The following is a 21,016-nucleotide window of genomic DNA, read 5'->3' as shown; positions in this document are numbered from 1 at the left end:
CCACTGATTATTAACCTTCACCAATCGGGCATTTACGAGCAGTTGTTCTCCTACCTATCGCCCTCGTTTCTCTCTGAATATTGAGGAGGGGATCTTACTGCCCGTTAATGCGGGGTAAAATTTCATTTATCTTTTCCCTCCACAACAAAAAGACAAACAAAAATTGTTTTGTTTGTCTTTTCCCCCTTATTTTCCCTTTGAAAAGTTCGTTTGCACTTCATTAATCGGCCAATAACGTAAGTCCACTTTCCCGACAACAGTATCTGCTTTCACAAAGCCAAAATGCCGGCTATCCCAGCTACCGAGACGATTATCACCAATCACAAAAATATATCCCCTTGGAACAGCCTTTTCTCTCGTTAATTCTTCTAACGTAAAATCACCTGTCAACTGCCGGCCTTCCGCTTCTCTCTTATATGTTTCCAAATAAGGCTCATCAATAAATTGACCGTTTATATACAATTTGTCATGTTTATATTCAATCTGGTCACCCGGTAAACCAATAATTCGCTTTACATAGTCTTCTTTTTTATTCGCATGAAACACGACAACATCAAATCTGTTCAAATCTCCAACTTGATAACTAACCTTATTCACAACGAGCATATTTCCATCTTGAAGTGTCGGCATCATTGACTTCCCCTCTACAACATACGTTGAGAAGAAAAACGTTCGAAAAAAAACAGCTAATAGCACGCCTATAAGGATTGTCCTCATCCATTCTAGACCTTCTTTTTTCAAAGCTCGCTTCATCTGCCTCTCCCCTCACCCTTTTCTATAATGGAGCCTTACTTACAGTGAAGAATAGTCTTAATGTAGTTCTAGCTTTACTTCAATCTTCTTACCGACATACCATAAAATAAAAATAACACCTATCACAATAATTGTTTTCACAGGCTTATAAATAAAAGAAGTTAAATCATGCCCAATATAACTTAAAATAAAAATCATGACTAACTTTCCAAGCGCTAGTGCTAACACAAATTGTCTTCTGCTAATACGTGATAAGCCCGCCACAACATTAATAAGTGCAGACGGCGTAAAAGGAAAACAAAATAAGATAAAAATAGGTGCGAATCCTTTTCGTTCAATCCATCCCATCGCTTTGCGCACTTTCGGATGTTTATTCACAAACGAGAAGAACCGCCCTCGTCCAAACCGACGAATAACCGAAAATACAATTAATGCACCAAGAACCGACCCAAGCCACGAATACAAAAATCCAAGCCATAACCCGAAAGCAACTGCATTCGCCATCACAAATAAAATAAGTGGCAGTGCCGGGATAATCGCCTCTATCATCGGCAAACCAATACCGAGGAGCGGTCCAAATGCTCGATAACTTGTTACAATTTGCTCCATATTTTCTTCTGAAAAGTATTCTTTGATTGTTTGAAAATCCATTCTACAATTTACCCCTTTGCTATATTCCTACCCCTACTTTATCATTGCTTATTGGAAAGAGGAAATGGTAGATACGACATATGGAGATGTATTTATTAAAGTTCCATATTTTTATGTAAAAATCCTTTATTATTATTGTATGATAATCTAACAATATTTGACACGATTTTACATATATAAATCCACTTTGATTTTCAAACATATAAATTGTGGCTCTGAAGAACAGAAAGAGACTTTCACTCATTATCTCCTTCTGTTTTTACATGGCATGGGGCTAAAAAAGGCTCTGACCACTTCTGTACATGAGCGGATCCTCTTTCCCACCCAAAAGGAAAGGTTTTATATTGGTCTTCCAATCCGTATTTATATATTGAGAAATAAAAAAAGGATGGATTATCCACCCTTTTTCTTATTAGATGTCTTCTTCTTTCACAAGATACGCTTTTTCATAAGCAGGCTTGAGTGTAGATTCATCATCTTTATCAACTTGCTTAAACTGAAGCCTACCTTGCTTATTTTTCCGATCCTCATACTCTGTCCGAAGTTTTGCGGTTCGGTTTTGTTGATTCTCAAAACTGCTCTTTGATATTTCTAATTTCACTGCGAGACCATTAATGAATCGAATGATTAAGTTACCATCTGCTAGTTCTTTATTATTTGCAATATGAAAGTGCGACAACCATGCACATTCCTTTCTAGAATAAGAATACGTAGGAAAAAAGTAAAGCTGATCTGTCGGACTAATTGCAATGGGTGCTTTGTGCGTGATACGTGTCAATTCTTTTGTGCCGTCTTTTCTACCTAAAAAACTAGATCCGTGCTTGCGACAACTTTGTTCTACAATATCAAGAGGTTTTTGATACATAAAAAAAGAGTCTTCGACTTCAACCACTCGTGTTACAATACGTTTTTCACTTAAAATAATTGGAAGTAAGGCCATAGTTTTCTTATTTACGACATAGTTTTCGACATAGCGTTCTACTTGTTCACCCATCCTACACTCGCTCCTTCATTATTTTTTCTTACAATTCATAATAGCAGCTGCATGGATAATTGTACCATTTAAAGACCGGAATTGTTCATATTTTCAAATATTTTACATTTTCTTATAAAACTTTAAAAACCTATCATATTTCTTCATATAAATATCCGCATAAAATCCACTTATTCTCTTAACTTAAAAAGATGTAATGCTGTAGAAAAATACAATCTTTTCTTTTTGAAATATTTGTAACATAGTAAAACAACCCTAAGCGCACAAAAAAAGGATGGCATAAGCCATCCTTTTTTATCACGTACTATAAAATTATAGTTTTACAACGTTTTTAGCTTGAGGTCCGCGGTTGCCATCTTCGATTTCGAAGCTAACTTTTTCGCCTTCTTCTAAAGATTTGAAACCTTCAGTTGTGATTGCAGAGAAGTGAACGAATACATCGTTGCCGCCTGGAACTTCGATGAAACCGAAACCTTTTTCGTTGTTAAACCATTTTACTTGTCCTGTTACTGTCATAATTATTTCCTCCTAAGAAAATATACATTTTTTTTAGTCTTCATACGTAAAAAAAGAATCCACACATTATCAAATACGAAACATAAAACAGTTCTCACATACTTTTTCTCGTTCGTTTTCAGCACTTGATAATATATGGATTGCTTGATTTAGTTATTCAACTGAGATAATCATAGCATACTTAAAATAGAATGTACAATATTTTTTGAAAATCTAATTTTCTAATTTTTGGTACTCCTCACTATATACATTCATTTTGATCTTTCGACATATAATCCGCTACTACGCAGAACAAAAATTCATCTGCACTTGTTTTCTCTGTTTGTTTGCACTTGGCGTGGGGCAGGAGAAGGATCTGACCGCTTCTATGCACGGCCGGATGCCCTCTTCCACCTAAAAAAGCAGGTGCCCCTAAAAGACACCCACTTCTTCACCTATTTCGTAAACTGCGCCTCTTCCGTAGACCCTTTCAGAGCCGTTGTGGAAGATGTTCCGCCCGTAATCACTTGTGCTACTTCATCAAAATAGCCTGTTCCGACTTCGCGTTGATGACGCGTTGCAGAATAGCCGTGCTCTTCTGCTGCAAATTCTGCTTGTTGCAGTTCAGAATATGCTGCCATGCCGCGTTCTTTATAACCGCGTGCTAATTCAAACATGCCGTAGTTTAATGCATGGAATCCTGCAAGTGTTACGAATTGGAATTTGTATCCGTATGAAGCAATTTCTTTTTGGAAGGTTGCGATTGTTTTTTCATCTAATTTTTGTTTCCAGTTAAAGGATGGCGAACAGTTATACGCTAGTAATTTCCCTGGATATTTCTCATGAATTGCTTCCGCAAAACGTTTCGCATCTTCTAAATTCGGTTCAGATGTTTCACACCAAACAAGATCTGCATACGGCGCATATGCTAAACCGCGCGCAATCGCTTGATCAAGCCCTGCTTTTGTTCGGTAGAATCCTTCTGGCGTTCTCTCTCCTGTAATGAATTCTTGATCAACTGGATCAATATCACTCGTAATTAAATCAGCCGCATCCGCATCCGTTCTTGCTACAATAATTGTTGGCGTCCCCATTACATCCGCAGCTAAGCGCGCAGAAATTAAATTACGTACCGCTGTTTGCGTTGGTAGTAATACTTTTCCGCCTAAATGTCCGCATTTTTTCTCTGAAGATAATTGATCTTCAAAGTGCACGCCTGATGCACCCGCTTCAATCATACCTTTCATTAATTCAAACACGTTTAATTGTCCGCCAAATCCCGCTTCAGCATCGGCAACAATCGGAACGAAATAATCTGTATCACCACTGCCTTCCATGTGCTGAATTTGATCCGCACGTTGCAATGTTTGATTAATACGTTTTACAACAGCTGGTACACTGTTCGCTGGATATAAACTTTGGTCTGGATACATGTGCCCGGATAGATTGGCATCCGCTGCCACTTGCCAACCACTTAAATAAATTGCTTTTAATCCTGCTTTTACTTGTTGCATCGCTTGGTTTCCTGTTAACGCACCAAGCGCATTAATGTAATCTTCTGTATGAAGTGATTGCCAAAGTTTCTCCGCCCCGCGACGTGCTAATGTATGCTCAATATCAATCGATCCTCGAAGACGAATGACATCCTCAGCAGAATAAGGACGCGTTACCCCTTTCCAACGTTCATCTAACTCCCAGCTTTCTTGTAACTTTTGTATTCTTTCGTTTGTCATCTCTTCCATCCCCTTTTCTTTTTTATAAAATCTCATAACCCGGTAATGTTAAAAATGTTTCAAACTCATCATTACGCACTAAATCAGTAAACAATTTTGTTGCTTCTACAAATCTACCCTTCTCAAATTGTTCCTTACCAATCTCTCGTTCTATTTTCGCTAGCTCTTCAGCCTTTAATTCTTCCATTAATGTAAATGTAATTTTACGACCGTCATTCAGCTTCCCGCCCTCATGACGAATCCATTGCCATACTTGCGCACGTGAGATTTCTGCCGTTGCTGCATCTTCCATCAAATTATAAATTGGTGCTGCCCCGCGGCCGCTCAACCACGACGCAATATATTGAATACCAACGCTAATATTCGTGCGAAGTCCTTCTTCTGTAATCGTTCCCACTGGTACTTCTAACAAATCCTTTTCTGTCACATGAATCTCTTCCCGCTTTCTAAAAATTTGATTCGGCGTTTTCATAATGTGATCGAACACTTCCATTGCAACCGGTACAAGTCCCGGATGGGCAACCCAAGTCCCATCATGTCCATCTAAAGCCTCCCGTTCTTTATCCATACGAACTTTTTCAAAAGCAACTTCATTTGCTTCCGGATTATTTTTAATCGGAATTTGCGCTGCCATTCCACCAATTGCTGGTGCATTCCGGCGATGGCACGTTTGAATTACTTTTAAGGAATAGTTGCGCATAAATGGTGCTGTCATCGTAACTTGCGCCCTGTCTGGAAGTAAAAATTCATTATGGTTACGAAAAGCCTTTAAGAAGCTAAAAATATAATCCCAACGCCCGCAATTTAGTCCTGCTGAGTGGTCACGAAGCTCATATAAAATTTCATCCATTTCAAAAGAAGCGTGGATGGTTTCTAATAATACAGTTGCTTTAATCGTCCCGTTCGGAATCCCGATATATTTCTGTGCAAAAATAAAAACGTCATTCCACAATCTCGCTTCCAAATAGCTTTCCATTTTTGGTAAGTAAAAATATGGCCCGCTTCCTTTTTCTAATAATGTTTTTGCATTATGGAAAAAGTACAAACCAAAATCAACAAGACTACCTGACATCTTTTCCCCAGCAACTAACACATGTTTCTCTTCTAAATGCCAACCGCGTGGACGAACGATAAGTACAGCTGTTTTATCATTTAAACGATATTCCTTGCCGTTAGGATTCTTATATGAAATCGTTCCCCTCACTGCATCTCTTAAATTAATCTGTCCATCCATCGCATTGTGCCACGTCGGTGAGTTCGAATCTTCAAAGTCTGCCATAAAGAGATGTGCACCTGAATTTAAAGCATTAATGACCATCTTTCGATCGACTGGCCCTGTAATCTCCACCCGGCGATCTTCTAAATCTTTTGGGAGCGGGGCAATCGTCCAATCTCCAGCACGTACATGCGCTGTTTCTGATAAAAAACTTGGAAACTCCCCTGCATCAATTCTTTTTTGCTTTTCCACACGTTTTTGCAGTAAGTCTTTACGGCGTGTATTAAAATTCTCATGCAGCTCTTTTAAAAAAGTGAGCGCTTCCGGTGTCAAAATTTCTCCATACGCCGGTAATACTTCTAGAGCGAATGTAACCCGTGAAGTTTGCGTCGACATATTAGCATCTCCTTTTTAAAACTGTTTTATAACAGATTTGATTTTATGTTTTATATTATATAACAAATTTCCAGAAAAGGAAGGAGTTTTTTGAAAATTTAACTTATTTTTTGTGAAACATTGATTTTATTCACTTTTTCATACAATAAAAAGGCAGGTGTTATATAACACCTGCCTTTTTTTATACATTCACTTTTCCTTATTCTGCAGAAGGATCATTTATGATTGCATTGTATAAAAACTGCGCATATTGTTCACGCGTTACTTTCATACTTGGGGAAAATTTCCTTTCTCCAACCCCTTGTGCAATGTAATTTGATTGTACTGCGCTAATTGCATCATTTGCCCAATGGCCCGCTGGAACATCAGTAAAGTTATGTGGAGCTTTCACTTCTAATTCAAAAGCATTCGTAATAACTTGTGCCATCTCTGCACGCGTTAATGTAGCTTTCGGTCTAAAGTTTCCATTTTCATCCCCTTGAAAAATTCCTAGCTCTGTTAAAGCTAAAATTTCTTCTGGAAACATTGTTGAATTTTCATCAATATCTCCATACGGATTACCATATTCATCTTGTGGTTCTATCTCAAAAATACGATAGATTAATGCAGCTACTTGTTCACGCGTTACATTATCTCCCAAACCAAATTTTCCATTTCCATACCCTTTAATAATTCCTTCATTTGCTAGATCATAAATCGCATCGTATGCCCAGTGTCCCATTGGAACGTCATTAAATACGATTTGATCTGCTTTTTGGACTACCTTCTCTTCAGCCTTTGCAATAGCACTATCTGTACTTAACAAAACGCCACCCATAATTGTTAATGATGTTACGACTTTTAAAAACTTTTTGTTCACAAAATTGCCCCCCTATGCATATGTATTTTCACTTTACTATAAATAATTAACAAAACAGACACAATATAGTTTTTTATATTAGTAGTGACAACTTTGTGAATCATATTACACCTTATGTTTTGTTTAGTAGATTGATAATAAATTTAATGTAAAATGATTATTTTGATGAAAAACCAACAAAACAGGCAGTTTTCAACAAAATATCCGTTATAAATATAAAATACACCTTAAAATCCTGTTATTCTTTTAAAAAACCAAAAAGCACAACGATTCTATCATTGTGCTTTTTTATAGTAACGAAGAGAACTCTCTTCTACTCTATTTTTCACTTTGTTCTTCCTTCAAATGATAATTAATAATTCCGTTGTATAAAAACTGTGCGTATTGTTCACGTGTTACAGTCATTCCTGGTTCAAACTTCCCGTTCCCTGTTCCAAATACAACGTTGTTTGATTGCAGGGCACTAATCGCATCTGTCCCCCAGAAATTTTTCGGTACATCACGAAACGTATGCTTTTGCTTTATCTCAAATTCAAATGCTCTCGTAAGAACTTGCGCCATTTCTGCACGAGTTAATGATGCTTTTGGCCTGAAGTTACCACTTTCATCCCCTTTAAGGATTCCACGCTCTGTTAATGCCAAAATTTCTTCTAAAAACATTGTTGAATTTGTATGAAGGTCTCTATATGGATTATTCAATGCACCTTGCTTTTCTATTTTTAGCGTACGATAAATGACGGCCGCTACTTGTTCACGTGTCACCGGATCCCCCACACCAAACCTTTTATTTCCATATCCTTCAATAATGTTGTGATAGGATAAATCGTAAATCGCATCAAATGCCCAGTGACTTTGTGGGACATCTTCAAATACCTTCATCTCTGGATATTCTTCTGCTTTTACAGACATCGCATTTGCACTTACAAACATACTGCTCATAATCCCCACTACAGCCATTGCACGAAATATTTTCTTCTTCATGGCTCTCTCTCCTTCAATTCTATTTTAAAATAGAAAAATAATAGACTGAATCTGATTATCTATATTACATATGATGCACTTCCAAACCATATGATAAAGCGAACAATCTGTAACATCTATTATTGTGAGCTTCACGATTAAAGGAGAGCAGTTTCGCTCTCTATCCATGTTAGAAATTCGAATTGTATGTAAGCCTCTTACTAGGAAGCTTCTCTATTTGCTCCTTTTTTTCCTGCTTTCGGTTTCCGAAAAGTAAATGCCATACCAACAAAAATAAGGATAATTCCTACTATCTGCATTGTAGTTGGACGAAACCCTGTAAATACTGTATCAAGTAAAATAGCCACTCCAGGATCTAAAAAGACTAATATGGAAATTAAACGTGTTGGTAAATCTCGTAAACTATCAAAAAATAAATAATAAACAAAACCAGTATGAATCAGTCCTGTTGCTATAATTGCAATCCAATTACTTTGCGTCAAACCTTGAAATTCTCCAAAGTCTACAAATGGTAATAATAGAAATATGCCTAAAAAAGTTTGCAAAAATGTCATCGCATATGCACTTGTTTGTTTAATCCCTTTCCCCAATAAAGTGGTAAATGCATAAAACAACGCTGCAAGAAGTGCCCAAACCATCCCGGAAGACATCAGTTTCTCTATAGAGACACTCCCATCCACACCTGCGACTAACACAGTGCCACCAAAACAAATCAGAATCGAAATAATAGATAACATTGTTAATCTTTCTTTAAACACGACACTCCCAATCATTAATACGATAATTGGTGCAAGATGATACACAGAGATCGCAATCGTCACTGACATGACCTCAAAAGCTTTAAATAAAAACACCCAGTTAAAAACAAGAAAAACGCCGCAAGCTAGTATTTGTAGTACTTCTTTTCTGTTCCACTTCTCTTCTTTAAACTGCCCTGTCGCAAGCCAGCATAACGCTAAAAATATAGTCGCACAAATACAGCGAACAAATACCAATTCAAATGATGGTAAATTTGTTTTCACTGAAAAAAATCCGATGGAGCCAAAAATAGACATCGATATGATCATTTTTATAGCTGGCAATGATTTTGTTTGGAATAACATATTTGTCATGCTCTTTTGAAACAATATAAACAACCCCCATTAATTTGAAACATACATCTCCGCTCTGTTTCCCTTAATATTCTTAATTTTCATTTTACACTACGAGGAATAAAATGTAAAAAAAGACATATAAAGATACTTGAATATCCATAATGCTAACCAATTCTGCTCCCTAAAATTAGTTCAACTGCTGGCGCAAGAAACATATTCTTAAATAAAGTGAAGCTTTAACCAGCGGGTCCTATTTCCTGCGAATAGTGGGATAAAATGAGTAAAACAAAATAACACCACGACACATATAGCGTTGTGGTGTTATTTTAGTATTATTTATATGTATGTAATCTGATATATCTTAATAATTAACCAATTCACTCTCTGGAGTTTGGATGATGACTGGTTTTTTAGCTGGATCGAGCCATTTTAAAATATCAATCACCTTTTGTTTAGATATATCAGTACATCCAGCAGTCCATGTATTAGATACATGGAAGAAAATTGCACTCCCTTTACCTGGAGTACGTTCAGTATTATAGTCGATCACAAAACCATAGTCATATGCTGGAATATTCATGTTTTCAGCGCTTTTCCAACGTCCATTTACAGGTTTTTGTTGTAATGTGTTATAGAGTTTTGAATTAGAGGCATCCACCCACACATCATTTGGTTGTATTTTATGATAAGGAAGCTTAGTCCCACACTCGTCTTCTCATTCTGTTTTCACACGGCATGGGGCTAAAAAAGGCTCTGACCGCTTCTACGCATGAGCGGATCCTCTCTCCCATCCAAAAAGAAAGGTTTTGATTCTATATTCACATAAATAAAGAAGCAGCTCACTCGCTGCTCCTCATTTCTTCTGCTTATCATACTCCTCAAACGCATGAATTCTCTCAAAAATCGGCGGATGTGTATATAAGAAAAACTTCACTAACGCCGGCGGGTTCACTTGACTTAATCCTGTTTTTGATAAATATTGAAATGTTTTTACCCCAGACTTTCCATCCTTCGTCATATCTAACGCATATTGATCAGCCGCTCGCTCTTCTATACGAGATACATAGTTAGATAGCGGGCTCACCGCAAAAGATAATACGGAAGAAATCAGGAAAAACAATGGTAGAATGGAGAAACATGCTACTTTCGAAATTTGTAATGTGTCTCCCCATTTCCGTACACACATGTTTATAATACGGTAAATCAAATACATCCCTATAAATGTTAATACAATATAACTTGCCACGCCCCAATATATATGTTTCATAACGTAATGTCCCATTTCATGAGCCATAATAAATAAAATCTCTTTATCTTTCAGTTGCTGGAGCGTTGTATTCCATAATACAATTCGGGAATTTGAGCCAATTCCCGTTACATATGCATTTAGCGCATTCGTTTTCTCAGACATATTCACTTCATATACATGTTCAGCTGGAATATGTGCTCTGTCAGCAATTGCTAAAATCTTCTCCTCTAAGTCTTTATTTTGTAATGTAGAAAAGTCATTGTATAACGGATCAATTAAAACAGGCTGTACAAACGTTAAAAAAATTGTAAATGGCACAGATAAAGCCCAGCCCGCTAACCACCAGCGCTTCGGAAATTTATGAATCAGCCATAAAAGAACAGCAACGATGAGAAACATCATAATATAATTGACCCAAAAATCAATGACATGATCTTTGATCCAACTTGCTGTTGATTGTGTTGAAATGCCGTAATCAATTGAGATTTGATGCCCCAGCCATTGTAGCGGTAATGCAAGAACCGTTGTAAGCAATGATAGATAGAAAAGATAGATAGCGACTTGAATTACCCGTACTTTTGCTGTTTCCTTTGACCATTTTTCAAAACGATTTGACACCCCTAAAACAAGAACAAACAATAAAATAATCCATTCAAGAGGTGTCGCTAAAAAAAAGAGTAAGTTTTTCACGCGCGAGTAATCTTGACTTAATGTAAGTTCTTTTGCGTTCATAAATGTTTGTGGATCAGCACTCGTCCCTTTATACATATCTGGAATAATCTCATGATTCCATCCGAATAAATACCAATATATAAATAGCGCAAAACCAACGTACAAAAAAAGTGACCACTTCATAACCTTTTTCACATCACTACCTCCTCTATGCTGCCTGTCTCTTATTATTGTAAGTTCGTTCCTCCTAAAATAGAACAAGCTAATAATCGGAATTGTCATTCAATCTTCAATCCCTAAAAAAAAACCTCGGATTTTTCATATAAAATAAAACTGGGAGGGGATGGAAAAATGAAAAAAATTTATATTACTTTTACATTAGGTTTAATCATTGTAATCGGAATTGGAGTTTACTATTTTACAGATTATCGTAAAGCTTCTGCTGAAATACCACGCGGAATCGTTATGGAAGATGTAAATGGTACAACGCTATCTTTTGATCAACTACCGAAGAAACTAAAACTCGTAGAATTTATATACACAAAATGCCCTGATATTTGCCCAGTTACTACATACAAAATGAAACATATACGAGACGAATTAGAGAAGGATAAGTTGTTTGGTAAAAAAATCGAATTTATTACAATTACCATTGATCCTAAGTTCGATACAACGGAAATATTAACTACCTATTCCAATACATTTGAAATGAAAAAAACAAAAGGATGGCACTTACTTCGTGGTGATGTAGATGAAACGAAACAACTAGCAGATACATTTAACTTTCAGTACCGCGACCCTGGAAGCGGACTCTATATTCATACTTCGAACTCCTATTTACTCGATGAAAATGATCGTTTAATTGAAGTTTTTGGTATGGGGGAACGTGGATTTGATAGTAAAAAAGTGCTAGAGAAAATTAAAGATGCATTATAAAAACCTCTTCTCATTCGAAGAGGTTTTTTACACGTATCATTCTATTAAAACTATGCTACCAAAATTTAATCATATCCATTCTACTATTTCTACATTATTTCTCTACATGTTTCTTCGGCTCATATGTTGGAATCAGAAACGCGCTCATGATCCAACAAACAAGGCCGAAACCACTTATATATTTCCCGTATTCATAATGGTCTAAATATACTTTTCCTACAATAATTAAAATAAATCCAAGTAAAACAACAACATATCCAACTTGCTTTTTCGACAATATCAATCAGCATCCTCTATTGAAAAATGTTAACGAAAAAATTAATATCTTGAAAAGAAATGGAGCTATATTTCATAATTCCTTGTACAGCTAAAAGTAGTATAAGACCAAGTACACATATATAATTAATTCCATCTTCACTTCTTTTCTCAACTACAATTCCGCCCGCAATACACAGCAGCCCTAGAAGATGAAGTGCTAAATAAATAAAAAAGTATGCTTCATTCCAGCGAAAACCTACATTCACTGTCGTAATAACAACTAAACTCACCATAATCAAATAAAACAGTTTATTTGATTGTATCGTTTCATTCATAGAATCAGATACACTCCTTTCTATATAAATCTTGTTTGATTTTCCAACATATAAATCGCTGCTATGAAAACAAAAGGTGACCTGCACTCGTTTTTTCTCTTTGTTTTCACGCGGCATGGGGCTAAAATAGGCTCTGACCGCTTCTATCCATAGACGGAGTCTCTCTCCCATCTAAAAAGAAAGGGTGTATATCTCTTTTATTTTTTCTTTATTCAATAAATTCTATGTTCTCTAAACTATAACTCTCTCACTTTATTCGTATATACTACCGGCACCTCTTTACTCATATAACGACGATTCATAAACAAAAAGACAAGTACGAAATTTAATCCAATGATAAAGATAATAAGTCCTGTTAAAAATGGTGTATACGTAGAAAAATCTGCAAGGCTCATCTTTTCTTCTTTACTGACCATAAAAGATGTAATAAGTACAGTAGCGTTATTTAACATATGAATAGTGATGGGCATAAGTAAACTTTTCGTCCGCATGTATACAATTGTTAGAACAATACTAAACACGACAGCACCGAGAAAATCAATATGGAAGCAACCAAAGAGAAGCGCTGCAACGATCATCCCTTTCCCTGTTCCCCATTTCGCTGCAAGACGCTGGAATAAAAAACCTCTAAATACAAATTCACATATAATGGGAGCTACCAAAACGATGATTATATATTGATATATGTATCCACCCGTATTACCTATAATAGGTTCATTTAATATATCTATAATAAAATTTGGTGTGATCCACGTAAAGCTATACATATATAATACGAGGTATCCATAACTAAACAAGCATAGCATTCCTGTAATCATCAAAACTTGCATAAGATTAAATGATTCTCTTCTATTCATAAATATAGTAAACGGAACACAATGACGCTTACATTGATAGAATAGCCAAACGGCTGGGAATACGTATAGTACAAGTATGCTTGTAAAAGAAGAAAGTGATATATGAAATGTATTTTCTAGCACTTGTTTACTTATACGTTCAATCAAAATAAGTAGTGTATATACAATCAAAAAATACCTGGCTCGCATCGAATAAAACGGATTCATCCCCATCTCCTCCCCTATGTTACATTTATCATATCATTCCAATCTTATTTTTAAGCTAAGAAAACCTTAAATTTTCCTTAAAAATCCCATAACTTACAAGAAAATGTTATGATATTCGATGAAAATAGGGGGCGATTCAGATTGTATCATGCAAATATTTTACTTATTGATGATGAAACAGCAATTTTACAACTATTGACTACGATTCTACAAAAAGAAGGTTTTTCCCATATTACAACGGCTACTTCCGCTGAAGAAGCTTTACTCTTAGTGGAGCAAAATCATTACGATTTAATGATTTTAGACGTCATGCTTCCAGGACAATCCGGTTTTGATATTTGTCCAATTATCCGTCAAAAAACTGACTGTCCAATTTTCTTTCTAACAGCTAAATCATCTGATTTAGATAAAGTATCTGGTTTCTTATATGGGGCAGACGACTATATTACAAAACCATTCAATCCGCTTGAAGTTGTCGCTCGTATGAAAGCACAGCTTCGAAGACATATGAAGCAAATTTCGCAACACGTCACTGAAACACACTTTGTTTCATTTGGAAGGTTTCAAGTTGATAAACATGCGGCGGAATTGAAAGTAGATGGAAAAGTTGTGGAATGTTCAGCTCAGCTCTTTCAACTACTACTCTTTTTCTGTGAACATCCAAATTACGTATTTTCAAAAGAAGAAATATATGAAAAAGTATGGGGTGCTCCTGCCTATAATGGTGATGACAATACCGTTATGGTTCATATTCGAAAACTACGAGAAAAAATTGAACTTGATCCAAGTAGTCCGAAGTACATCAAAACGATTCGTGGACTTGGTTATAAGTTTGTTGCAAAGTAGGTGAAGACTATGAACTTAAGTAGAAGGCTTATTATTCAATTTATTATCCAGCATATTTTTGTCTTATTTACTTTACTCATTGCAGTCATTATCGCTTTCGTCTACCTGGGTCATCTTTTTAGTACGACTCTTTATGAGCCAAATGTTCCAGAGTTTGATGACTTTACTATGTCTCAATACGTTTCTTCAGAAAACGGACGCGTTACAGTAAGCCCCGAAATAAAAGCAATGATTGAAGACAAAAATGATTGGCTTCAAATCATTGCTGAAAATGGAAAAGTACTTTATGACCTCAATACTCCGGAAGATGTTCCTGGTTCTTATACAAAAACATCATTAGTTGCTTATTTACAGCACCAAATACAGACTTCTTACAAATTGACGTATTGGAACATTGAATTAGAGGAGAAAGAGGTAATTGTAATTTATGGTGGGGAGTTAAAAAGTAGCACTTTACTTCAACAGCTAAAACAAGAACACGGCTCACCGTTATCAGCTGCTTTTTCTTTAACAGAAAAAGAAAAGAAACAACTTACTAAAGAAGGTGCTACGCTACAAATATTTAACGCAAAGGGAGAAGAGATTTTTGCTTACCCGAAAACAAAAAGAAAATCCTTTTCAGCCATTCAAGCTGTACTTTCTGAAAAAGAACCTTGGAATCATAAAGAAAACATCTCGAGTTTGTATAATCCGGAAGATCAAACCTTATTTACTATAACAGTAAAAAATGACTACTATTATCCATCTGATATGAATGAAGATGTATTAACGAAAAAAATCTTCATAGGATTTGGCGTTATTATTTTAATCGCGTTTGTCTACCTAGTTATTCTTTCTATTTGGTACGGAAGAAAATTTGGCAAGCCACTATTGCATGCAATGCGCTGGCTCAAAAATATAGCTGGTGGAACATACGAAGAACCGGTCAGTAAAAAAGGAAAACCAATTCGTTTCCGGCGCTCCGGTAAAGAAAAATGGTCATTCCGTCTTTTTAAAGATGTAACAAATGCGCTAGAGCACCTCACGATTACACTCAAAAAAAATGAGTCAATCCGAAAGGTTATTGAGCAAACACGGGAAGAATGGATTACTGGTCTTACACACGATTTAAAAACACCACTCAGTTCCATTTACGGTTATTCTCTTTTATTAGAATCGAAACAATACAACTGGACTGATGAAGACATTCAAGAATTTGGCCGTGTTATGAGAGAAAAATCTCAATATATGACAACATTAATTGATGACTTAAGCTTAGCGTATCAATTAAAAAACAATGCGATACCCTCTCAATATGCCGAAGTCGAGATTAATCAATTTGTTCAAAAAGTCTTATTACAATTTATTAACAACCCGACACTTCAAAATCAAAACATAGAATTTGTTCCTAGTTCTATTGCCATTCATTATTCTATTGAAGAAAAATGGTTCCAGCGCATCATTGAAAACTTACTAGCAAATGCAGTAAAACATAATAATGAAACAACAAATGTGATTGTAAGACTTGGACAGGATAAACACTCTTTCACACTTTCTATTTCTGATAATGGAAAAGGAATGGATGAACAGACGAAAGAACTTTTATTCGACCGATACTATCGTGGTACGAATACAGAGGAAAATAATGCTGGAACTGGCCTAGGCTTAGCGATCACAAAACAACTTGTTTTGGCGCATAACGGTACGATTTCTATTGAAAGTGAGATTGGGAAAGGGACGACTATTACGATGGTGTTTCCTTTCTCGTCTAACGACAAAAGAGCTTCCTAGTATGTAAATCTAGGAAGCTCTTTTGTCGTTAGGCTCATACATAACAATCCTTTATTTGTCTAATCTAAACACCTCATGAACAGCTCCTACTTCAATACCCCCATCACTTTTCATGATTGTTGAACGCAGTGCCCGAAGCCGAGCTATCGTTTCTTTATTCCCATAATGAATTTGTTCCAAAATAGAAGCAACGATGTTAGGCCATACATCTTCGGAACCGTCTAACACTTTTAAAGCAAAACCAAGCTTCTCTTTCTTCAATCCAAAGCAGGAAACTTCTTTTGCTACAATATTGGAGTCTTCTAACAAAGTGGAACAAATAAAGTTTGCAGAAGCGACCATCTCATATTCTTGATTCAGGATACTCGTCATTGTTTGGGTGCACAACGGTACGATTTCTATTGAAAATGAACTTGAAAAAGGAACACCAATTACGATGGTGTTCCCATTCTCACCTAATAAAATCAGAGTTTCCTAGCATTAATTCAGGAAACTCTGATTTCCGGCTAATATAAGGATCTTTTTAAATATACCTATAACCTAATACACACAATGTGTTTAGAAAGTACAATTCATTTCTATTTCGCTAATTCATAAATAGCATGTACATATATAGAAGTAAGTTTTAACAAGTGCGAGATTTCAATATATTCATCCTTTTGATGGGCTACTTCTTGATCTCCAGGAAAGGATGGACCAAATGCAACACCATTTGGAATGGAACGTGCGTATGTAGCTCCTCCCAAGGAAAGAAGCTTTGCAGGTTGCTTTGTCCATTCTTCATATACACGTTGTAAAACTTGAATAATATTAGCATCTTTTTTTACGTAATGCGGAAAAGAATTCTCTATGTTTTCTACAGAAAAATGCATGGCATGAGCAAAATTTTTAATATTAGCGATCGTCTTATCAATATCACAAGTAATCGGATAACGCAGATTAGCTCCAATTGTTCCCCCTTTTTCTTGCGAATAATACATTTGACCGATATTTATTGTCAGATCCCCAGCTTCTTCATTTTGATGAGAGATTCCTAGCGCTTTCCCACGAGAATCGCGTAATAAATATTTTGTGGTAAACTCTGTGAATTCCATTGCTTTTTCATCCAAAGGTAATGTGTTTAAAAACTTAAGCAAAAATAACCCGGCGTTTTTCCCTGTTTCTGGTTCCATACCATGAGCTGATACTCCCCTCAACTTTAGAAGTACATGCCCATCCTTAACATCTAAAGAACCTTCCAAATTGTGAGAAGATATATATTCCCTGTATATTTCTCCTATATCCCCGTATAACCCATTTTGTATAAGAGCTTCAGCATAATCCGGAACCATATTTAAACGTGCCCCTGCTCGAAAGTGAATCAATTGTAATAGCGAATTTTCTGCACCTTTATATTGATGAACTTGACAAAAATAAAAATTACAAATACCCTTTTCGGAATGAACAATTGGAAAAGCGGCATCCGGAGCAAATCCCATAGATGGAACCTCTTCTTGATTGAAGTAATGTTTAACACATTTCCAAGAACTTTCTTCATCTGTTCCAATAATCATACGAATTCTTTTTCGTAATGGAAGTTGCAGCTCTTTTATGATTTTGAGCGCATAATAAATAGCCATTGCAGGCCCTTTATTGTCTAATGCTCCGCGGGCATAAATTTTATTGTCCCTTATATCAGCACTGTAAGGAGGCGTTGTCCATCCTTCTCCTTCTGGAACAACATCAATATGGCATAGAATACCAACTAACTCCTTCCCTTCTCCAATTTCTATATGCCCTGCATAACCATCCACATTTTTCGTTATAAAACCGTCGACATGCCCTTTATCTAACAAAAACTCCAATGCTTGTCGAATTCCTTCTCCAAACGGCGCGTTTTCGCTTATACTTGTTTCATCTAACACACTCTTTATTTTAAGAAAACGACAAGTATCTTCTATTAAACAATGTTGACGCTTTTCCACTTCATCTTTCCAGCTTACTGCATTCATTTTCTCTGCCCCTTTTCAAAAATTCAATGATACATGAAACGATACGAAGAGAATCTGATTTTTTATTTTTCAATATACGCCTCTTTATAATCATAATCGGCGCCAAATGTTAGTTTATGAACATTCTTTACATAAGTTTTTTGAACATAAGCACGTCCCTTTTGGTATACAGGAGAAATTACTCTATCTTCCATTAAAAGTTTTTCAGCCTTTTGAAGCGCTTTCCAACGTTCTTTCACACCAAAAGAACCGTCCTTCCCTTTCTGTACAATTTCTTTATATTCAGGATTGTTATAGTCCATCTGAATGAAATCATTACCTGTTGCAAAAATATCAATGAACGTCATTGGGTCTGGATAGTCAGGGCCCCAACCTCCTAGAGAAAACTGATATTGTAACTTGTCTTCTAGCTCCAACTTTTGTTTATTCGGTATTTGTTTAATTTCTACTGTTATCCCTGAAAGATTCTTTTCTAATTCACCTTTAATTAGCTCACTAATTTTTTTGGAAGCGTCATCATCATAATTTAAAAATTCTATTGTAACTTCTTTCATTCCAAGCTCTTTTTTCGCTTCCTCCCATAATTGAGAGGCTTTTTTCGGATTATATTTGTCAAAATCTCCGTTTGCTTCTCTAAAGTCTTTTCCATCAGGGCCTTTCACAAACTTTTTAGGAACAACAAAATAAGCTGGAACAGAACCGTTATTCAATATCGTATTCGTAATGCCTTCTTTATTGTAAGCCATATCTATTGCTTTTCTTACCTTTTCATTTGCCATAACTTTATCCTTCTGATTGAACCGGATAAAGTTCAAACGGTTATCTGCCTCTGTCTTAAATTCTTTACTATCTTTATACTTATCTACCAATTCCGCTGTCAAAAGAACACGATCTAATTGCCCCGCTTCATACAAATTCACAGCTGTCGAACTGTCTTTTACAATGTTTACGTTGATTTGGTTAAGCTTTACATGCTGTTTATCCCAATAATTTGGATTTTTCTTTAATGTATAGCCTTGTTCCACTTTCCATTCTGCAATTGTAAAAGGACCATTGTATAGCATGTTTTCTGTCTTTAGCGCATAGTCTTTCCCTTTCTCTTCCACAAATTTTTGATTTAACGGGAAATACGTCGCAAAACTTGTTAACTCTAAAAAGTATGGTACTGGATTCTCTAATTCAACAATAAGTGTTTTATCATCTTTTGCGGTAACACCTAATTGATCAACTGCTAACTCTTTGCTGTTTATCTTCTTTGCATTTTTTATATCATACATAATAAATGCGTAGGAGGCTCCAAATTCCGGATCCACCACTCGTTTCCATGCGTATACAAAATCAGATGCTGTAACCGAATCGCCATTAGACCATTTTGCATCTCTCAAATGAAATGTATACGTTTTTTTATCTTCACTTACATCGACAGATTTCGCCACGGCAGGAATAGTATTGTTTTCTTTATCCATTCTGTATAGCCCTTCCATCACATTAGTTATCGCATTAAATGATGTAGTGTCATTCGCTCTCCCTGTATCTAATGTCGAAATGTCAGCTGTTTCCGCTATATTTAAAATTTGTTCCTTTTTTTTCGTTTTCGGAGTCTCAGATGCTGTATTAGATTTACTACAAGCTCCTAAAAATAAGCTTCCAGCCAATAAAACAGATGATGATATTAACAATCCTTTCTGCATGTTGATGCTCCTTTTCTTTTATTTTATTTGTGTAACGTAAACACTTCATGAACAGTGCCTACTTCAATACCTCCATCACTTTTCATGATTGTTGGGCGAAGTGCTCGAAGCCGGGCAATTGTTTCTTTATTTGCATAATGAATTTGCTCAAGGATGGAAGCAACAATGTTAGGCCAAACATCTTCTGAACCATCTAGCACTTTTAATGCAAAACTAAGTTTCTCTTCTTTCAAGCCAAAGCAGTAAACACCTTTCGCTCCACCTTTTGCTACAATATTTGGATCTTCTAACAAAACGGAACAGATAAAGTTTTCAGAAGCAACTATTTTATATTCTTGATTCATAATACTCGTCATTCTCTCAACCGCATTTCTCAAAGCAATATCATCAATTAAATGAGGGCATGCTAGCTTTAAATACGTAATTGCCATGTTGCGTAACGGAATAGCAAATACGGGAACCCCACATCCGTCCGTGCCAATATGTATGTCAGAAAGCGGGCATTCAGCTAAATAAGATAGAATATTCAGTATTTTAATTTGAAGAGGATGCTCTGCTTTCCAATATCCTTCTACCGGATACCCTAATTCACGGCATACAGCTATAAATCCCATATGTTTGCCCGAACAGTTGTGATATAGTTTTCTTTTCTTTAAATGTTTTCTAAGCATCTCTTCCTTCGGTTTCGCGTTTAATGGATAAGAAGCCGGACAAAACAATTCGTCTTCATTGATCGACAACTTTGTTTTCATCGTCTCCAGCGCTTCAATATGATAGGTTTCTCCGCGATGAGAAGCTGTAAGTAAAGCCGATTCTCTCTTCGTAAGTTTATACTTACTATCAATTTCCACAAGAAAAGCAGGCAACGCTTGAATCGGTTTCGCTGCGGAACGGAAGTACGTCTGATGTTCCGCACTGCCTACCTGATATCTAACTTCTCTTCTCTCATCAACGCCACATATTACACCAGCATGAATATTTTCAAGCAAATTAGCTCTTGTTTCTTCCACTAAATTCTCATACTTCATTCTT

At 36.0% G+C, this 21,016-nt stretch carries 20 protein-coding genes and 1 pseudogene; 3 read left to right on the top strand and 18 right to left on the bottom strand.

Features of this window, described 5'->3' with window-relative positions:
- Positions 1-186 precede the first annotated feature (186 nt).
- The 11 genes and pseudogenes from lepB to AAIE21_RS24055 form a co-directional block, all read right to left on the bottom strand.
- Positions 187-753, bottom strand: coding sequence for a signal peptidase I (lepB, locus tag AAIE21_RS24105; RefSeq protein WP_343269087.1), 567 nt, complete (start codon positions 751-753; stop codon positions 187-189).
- A gap of 57 nt (positions 754-810) precedes the next feature.
- Entirely contained in the window at positions 811-1,404 is a 594-nt protein-coding gene (locus AAIE21_RS24100) for a TVP38/TMEM64 family protein (RefSeq protein WP_343269086.1), read from the bottom strand.
- Between the two features lie 412 nt (positions 1,405-1,816).
- Complete coding sequence (locus AAIE21_RS24095; RefSeq protein WP_343269085.1) at positions 1,817-2,398, bottom strand: competence protein ComK; 582 nt, start codon at positions 2,396-2,398, stop codon at positions 1,817-1,819.
- A gap of 312 nt (positions 2,399-2,710) precedes the next feature.
- On the bottom strand, positions 2,711-2,914 hold the full coding sequence (locus AAIE21_RS24090) for a cold-shock protein (protein ID WP_003195857.1): 204 nt from the start codon (positions 2,912-2,914) through the stop codon (positions 2,711-2,713).
- A gap of 434 nt (positions 2,915-3,348) precedes the next feature.
- Entirely contained in the window at positions 3,349-4,626 is a 1,278-nt protein-coding gene (aceA, locus tag AAIE21_RS24085; RefSeq protein ID WP_343269084.1) for an isocitrate lyase, read from the bottom strand.
- 22 nt (positions 4,627-4,648) lie between these two features.
- Positions 4,649-6,238 (bottom strand): malate synthase A, encoded by a 1,590-nt coding sequence (gene aceB, locus AAIE21_RS24080; RefSeq protein WP_343269083.1) that lies wholly within the window; start codon positions 6,236-6,238, stop codon positions 4,649-4,651.
- 199 nt (positions 6,239-6,437) lie between these two features.
- Positions 6,438-7,097 (bottom strand): S-layer homology domain-containing protein, encoded by a 660-nt coding sequence (locus AAIE21_RS24075; RefSeq protein WP_343269082.1) that lies wholly within the window; start codon positions 7,095-7,097, stop codon positions 6,438-6,440.
- A gap of 318 nt (positions 7,098-7,415) precedes the next feature.
- A complete protein-coding gene (locus tag AAIE21_RS24070) occupies positions 7,416-8,078 on the bottom strand; it encodes an S-layer homology domain-containing protein (RefSeq protein ID WP_343269081.1) in 663 nt (220 codons plus the stop codon).
- A gap of 200 nt (positions 8,079-8,278) precedes the next feature.
- Complete coding sequence (locus AAIE21_RS24065) at positions 8,279-9,181, bottom strand: DMT family transporter (protein ID WP_343269110.1); 903 nt, start codon at positions 9,179-9,181, stop codon at positions 8,279-8,281.
- Positions 9,182-9,533: 352 nt separating this feature from the next.
- A pseudogene (locus AAIE21_RS24060) lies at positions 9,534-9,875 on the bottom strand (hypothetical protein); the annotation flags it as partial.
- 150 nt (positions 9,876-10,025) lie between these two features.
- A complete protein-coding gene (locus AAIE21_RS24055) occupies positions 10,026-11,288 on the bottom strand; it encodes a M48 family metallopeptidase (RefSeq protein ID WP_343269080.1) in 1,263 nt (420 codons plus the stop codon).
- A 156-nt stretch (positions 11,289-11,444) separates the two neighbouring features.
- Between AAIE21_RS24055 and AAIE21_RS24050 the strand changes: the two genes are divergently transcribed.
- Entirely contained in the window at positions 11,445-12,029 is a 585-nt protein-coding gene (locus AAIE21_RS24050; RefSeq protein ID WP_343269079.1) for an SCO family protein, read from the top strand.
- Positions 12,030-12,123: 94 nt separating this feature from the next.
- Here the strand turns inward: AAIE21_RS24050 and AAIE21_RS24045 are convergent, their stop codons facing one another.
- The 3 genes from AAIE21_RS24045 to AAIE21_RS24035 form a co-directional block, all read right to left on the bottom strand.
- Positions 12,124-12,309, bottom strand: a complete 186-nt coding sequence (locus tag AAIE21_RS24045; protein WP_343269109.1) for a hypothetical protein — start codon at positions 12,307-12,309, stop codon at positions 12,124-12,126.
- Between the two features lie 13 nt (positions 12,310-12,322).
- Positions 12,323-12,622, bottom strand: a complete 300-nt coding sequence (locus AAIE21_RS24040; protein ID WP_343269078.1) for a hypothetical protein — start codon at positions 12,620-12,622, stop codon at positions 12,323-12,325.
- A gap of 236 nt (positions 12,623-12,858) precedes the next feature.
- The gene (locus AAIE21_RS24035; RefSeq protein WP_343269077.1) at positions 12,859-13,686 is read right to left on the bottom strand and encodes a CPBP family intramembrane glutamic endopeptidase; all 828 of its coding nucleotides are present in this window, start codon (positions 13,684-13,686) and stop codon (positions 12,859-12,861) included.
- Between the two features lie 141 nt (positions 13,687-13,827).
- Here AAIE21_RS24035 and AAIE21_RS24030 point away from each other — a divergent pair, with 141 nt between their 5' ends.
- Together AAIE21_RS24030 and AAIE21_RS24025 are read left to right on the top strand one after the other, a co-directional pair.
- A complete protein-coding gene (locus AAIE21_RS24030; RefSeq protein WP_343269076.1) occupies positions 13,828-14,532 on the top strand; it encodes a response regulator transcription factor in 705 nt (234 codons plus the stop codon).
- A 9-nt stretch (positions 14,533-14,541) separates the two neighbouring features.
- Complete coding sequence (locus AAIE21_RS24025) at positions 14,542-16,302, top strand: sensor histidine kinase (protein ID WP_343269075.1); 1,761 nt, start codon at positions 14,542-14,544, stop codon at positions 16,300-16,302.
- Positions 16,303-16,353: 51 nt separating this feature from the next.
- Here the strand turns inward: AAIE21_RS24025 and AAIE21_RS24020 are convergent, their stop codons facing one another.
- The 4 genes from AAIE21_RS24020 to AAIE21_RS24005 all read right to left on the bottom strand — a co-directional run bounded on the left by AAIE21_RS24020 (position 16,354) and on the right by AAIE21_RS24005 (position 21,012).
- Positions 16,354-16,674 carry an asparaginase gene (locus tag AAIE21_RS24020; RefSeq protein WP_343269074.1) on the bottom strand — a complete coding sequence of 107 codons (321 nt, stop codon included), beginning with the start codon at positions 16,672-16,674 and terminating at the stop codon, positions 16,354-16,356.
- Between the two features lie 206 nt (positions 16,675-16,880).
- A complete protein-coding gene (gene pepV / locus AAIE21_RS24015) occupies positions 16,881-18,293 on the bottom strand; it encodes a dipeptidase PepV (RefSeq protein WP_343269073.1) in 1,413 nt (470 codons plus the stop codon).
- 62 nt (positions 18,294-18,355) lie between these two features.
- On the bottom strand, positions 18,356-19,984 hold the full coding sequence (locus AAIE21_RS24010) for a peptide ABC transporter substrate-binding protein (RefSeq protein WP_343269072.1): 1,629 nt from the start codon (positions 19,982-19,984) through the stop codon (positions 18,356-18,358).
- A 23-nt stretch (positions 19,985-20,007) separates the two neighbouring features.
- Positions 20,008-21,012, bottom strand: a complete 1,005-nt coding sequence (locus tag AAIE21_RS24005; protein WP_343269071.1) for an asparaginase — start codon at positions 21,010-21,012, stop codon at positions 20,008-20,010.
- Positions 21,013-21,016 lie beyond the last annotated feature (4 nt).

It is taken from the genome of Paenibacillus sp. 102, assembly GCF_039549175.1.
In the GTDB taxonomy this organism is placed as follows: domain Bacteria; phylum Bacillota; class Bacilli; order Bacillales; family Bacillaceae_G; genus Bacillus_A.
This window is presented reverse-complemented; position numbering and strand designations above follow the sequence as displayed.

Coding starts and splice junctions, on each gene's coding strand:
- AAIE21_RS24070 (WP_343269081.1), bottom strand. CDS start 8,078: ATGAAGAAGAAAATATTTCGTGCAATGGCTGTAGTGGGGATTATGAGC.
- AAIE21_RS24090 (WP_003195857.1), bottom strand. CDS start 2,914: ATGACAGTAACAGGACAAGTAAAATGGTTTAACAACGAAAAAGGTTTC.
- AAIE21_RS24065 (WP_343269110.1), bottom strand. CDS start 9,181: ATGTTATTCCAAACAAAATCATTGCCAGCTATAAAAATGATCATATCG.
- AAIE21_RS24050 (WP_343269079.1), top strand. CDS start 11,445: ATGAAAAAAATTTATATTACTTTTACATTAGGTTTAATCATTGTAATC.
- AAIE21_RS24035 (WP_343269077.1), bottom strand. CDS start 13,686: ATGAATCCGTTTTATTCGATGCGAGCCAGGTATTTTTTGATTGTATAT.
- aceB (WP_343269083.1), bottom strand. CDS start 6,238: ATGTCGACGCAAACTTCACGGGTTACATTCGCTCTAGAAGTATTACCG.
- AAIE21_RS24010 (WP_343269072.1), bottom strand. CDS start 19,984: ATGCAGAAAGGATTGTTAATATCATCATCTGTTTTATTGGCTGGAAGC.
- AAIE21_RS24005 (WP_343269071.1), bottom strand. CDS start 21,012: ATGAAGTATGAGAATTTAGTGGAAGAAACAAGAGCTAATTTGCTTGAA.
- AAIE21_RS24020 (WP_343269074.1), bottom strand. CDS start 16,674: ATGACGAGTATCCTGAATCAAGAATATGAGATGGTCGCTTCTGCAAAC.
- AAIE21_RS24095 (WP_343269085.1), bottom strand. CDS start 2,398: ATGGGTGAACAAGTAGAACGCTATGTCGAAAACTATGTCGTAAATAAG.
- AAIE21_RS24100 (WP_343269086.1), bottom strand. CDS start 1,404: ATGGATTTTCAAACAATCAAAGAATACTTTTCAGAAGAAAATATGGAG.
- AAIE21_RS24025 (WP_343269075.1), top strand. CDS start 14,542: ATGAACTTAAGTAGAAGGCTTATTATTCAATTTATTATCCAGCATATT.
- lepB (WP_343269087.1), bottom strand. CDS start 753: ATGAAGCGAGCTTTGAAAAAAGAAGGTCTAGAATGGATGAGGACAATC.
- aceA (WP_343269084.1), bottom strand. CDS start 4,626: ATGACAAACGAAAGAATACAAAAGTTACAAGAAAGCTGGGAGTTAGAT.
- pepV (WP_343269073.1), bottom strand. CDS start 18,293: ATGAATGCAGTAAGCTGGAAAGATGAAGTGGAAAAGCGTCAACATTGT.
- AAIE21_RS24040 (WP_343269078.1), bottom strand. CDS start 12,622: ATGAATGAAACGATACAATCAAATAAACTGTTTTATTTGATTATGGTG.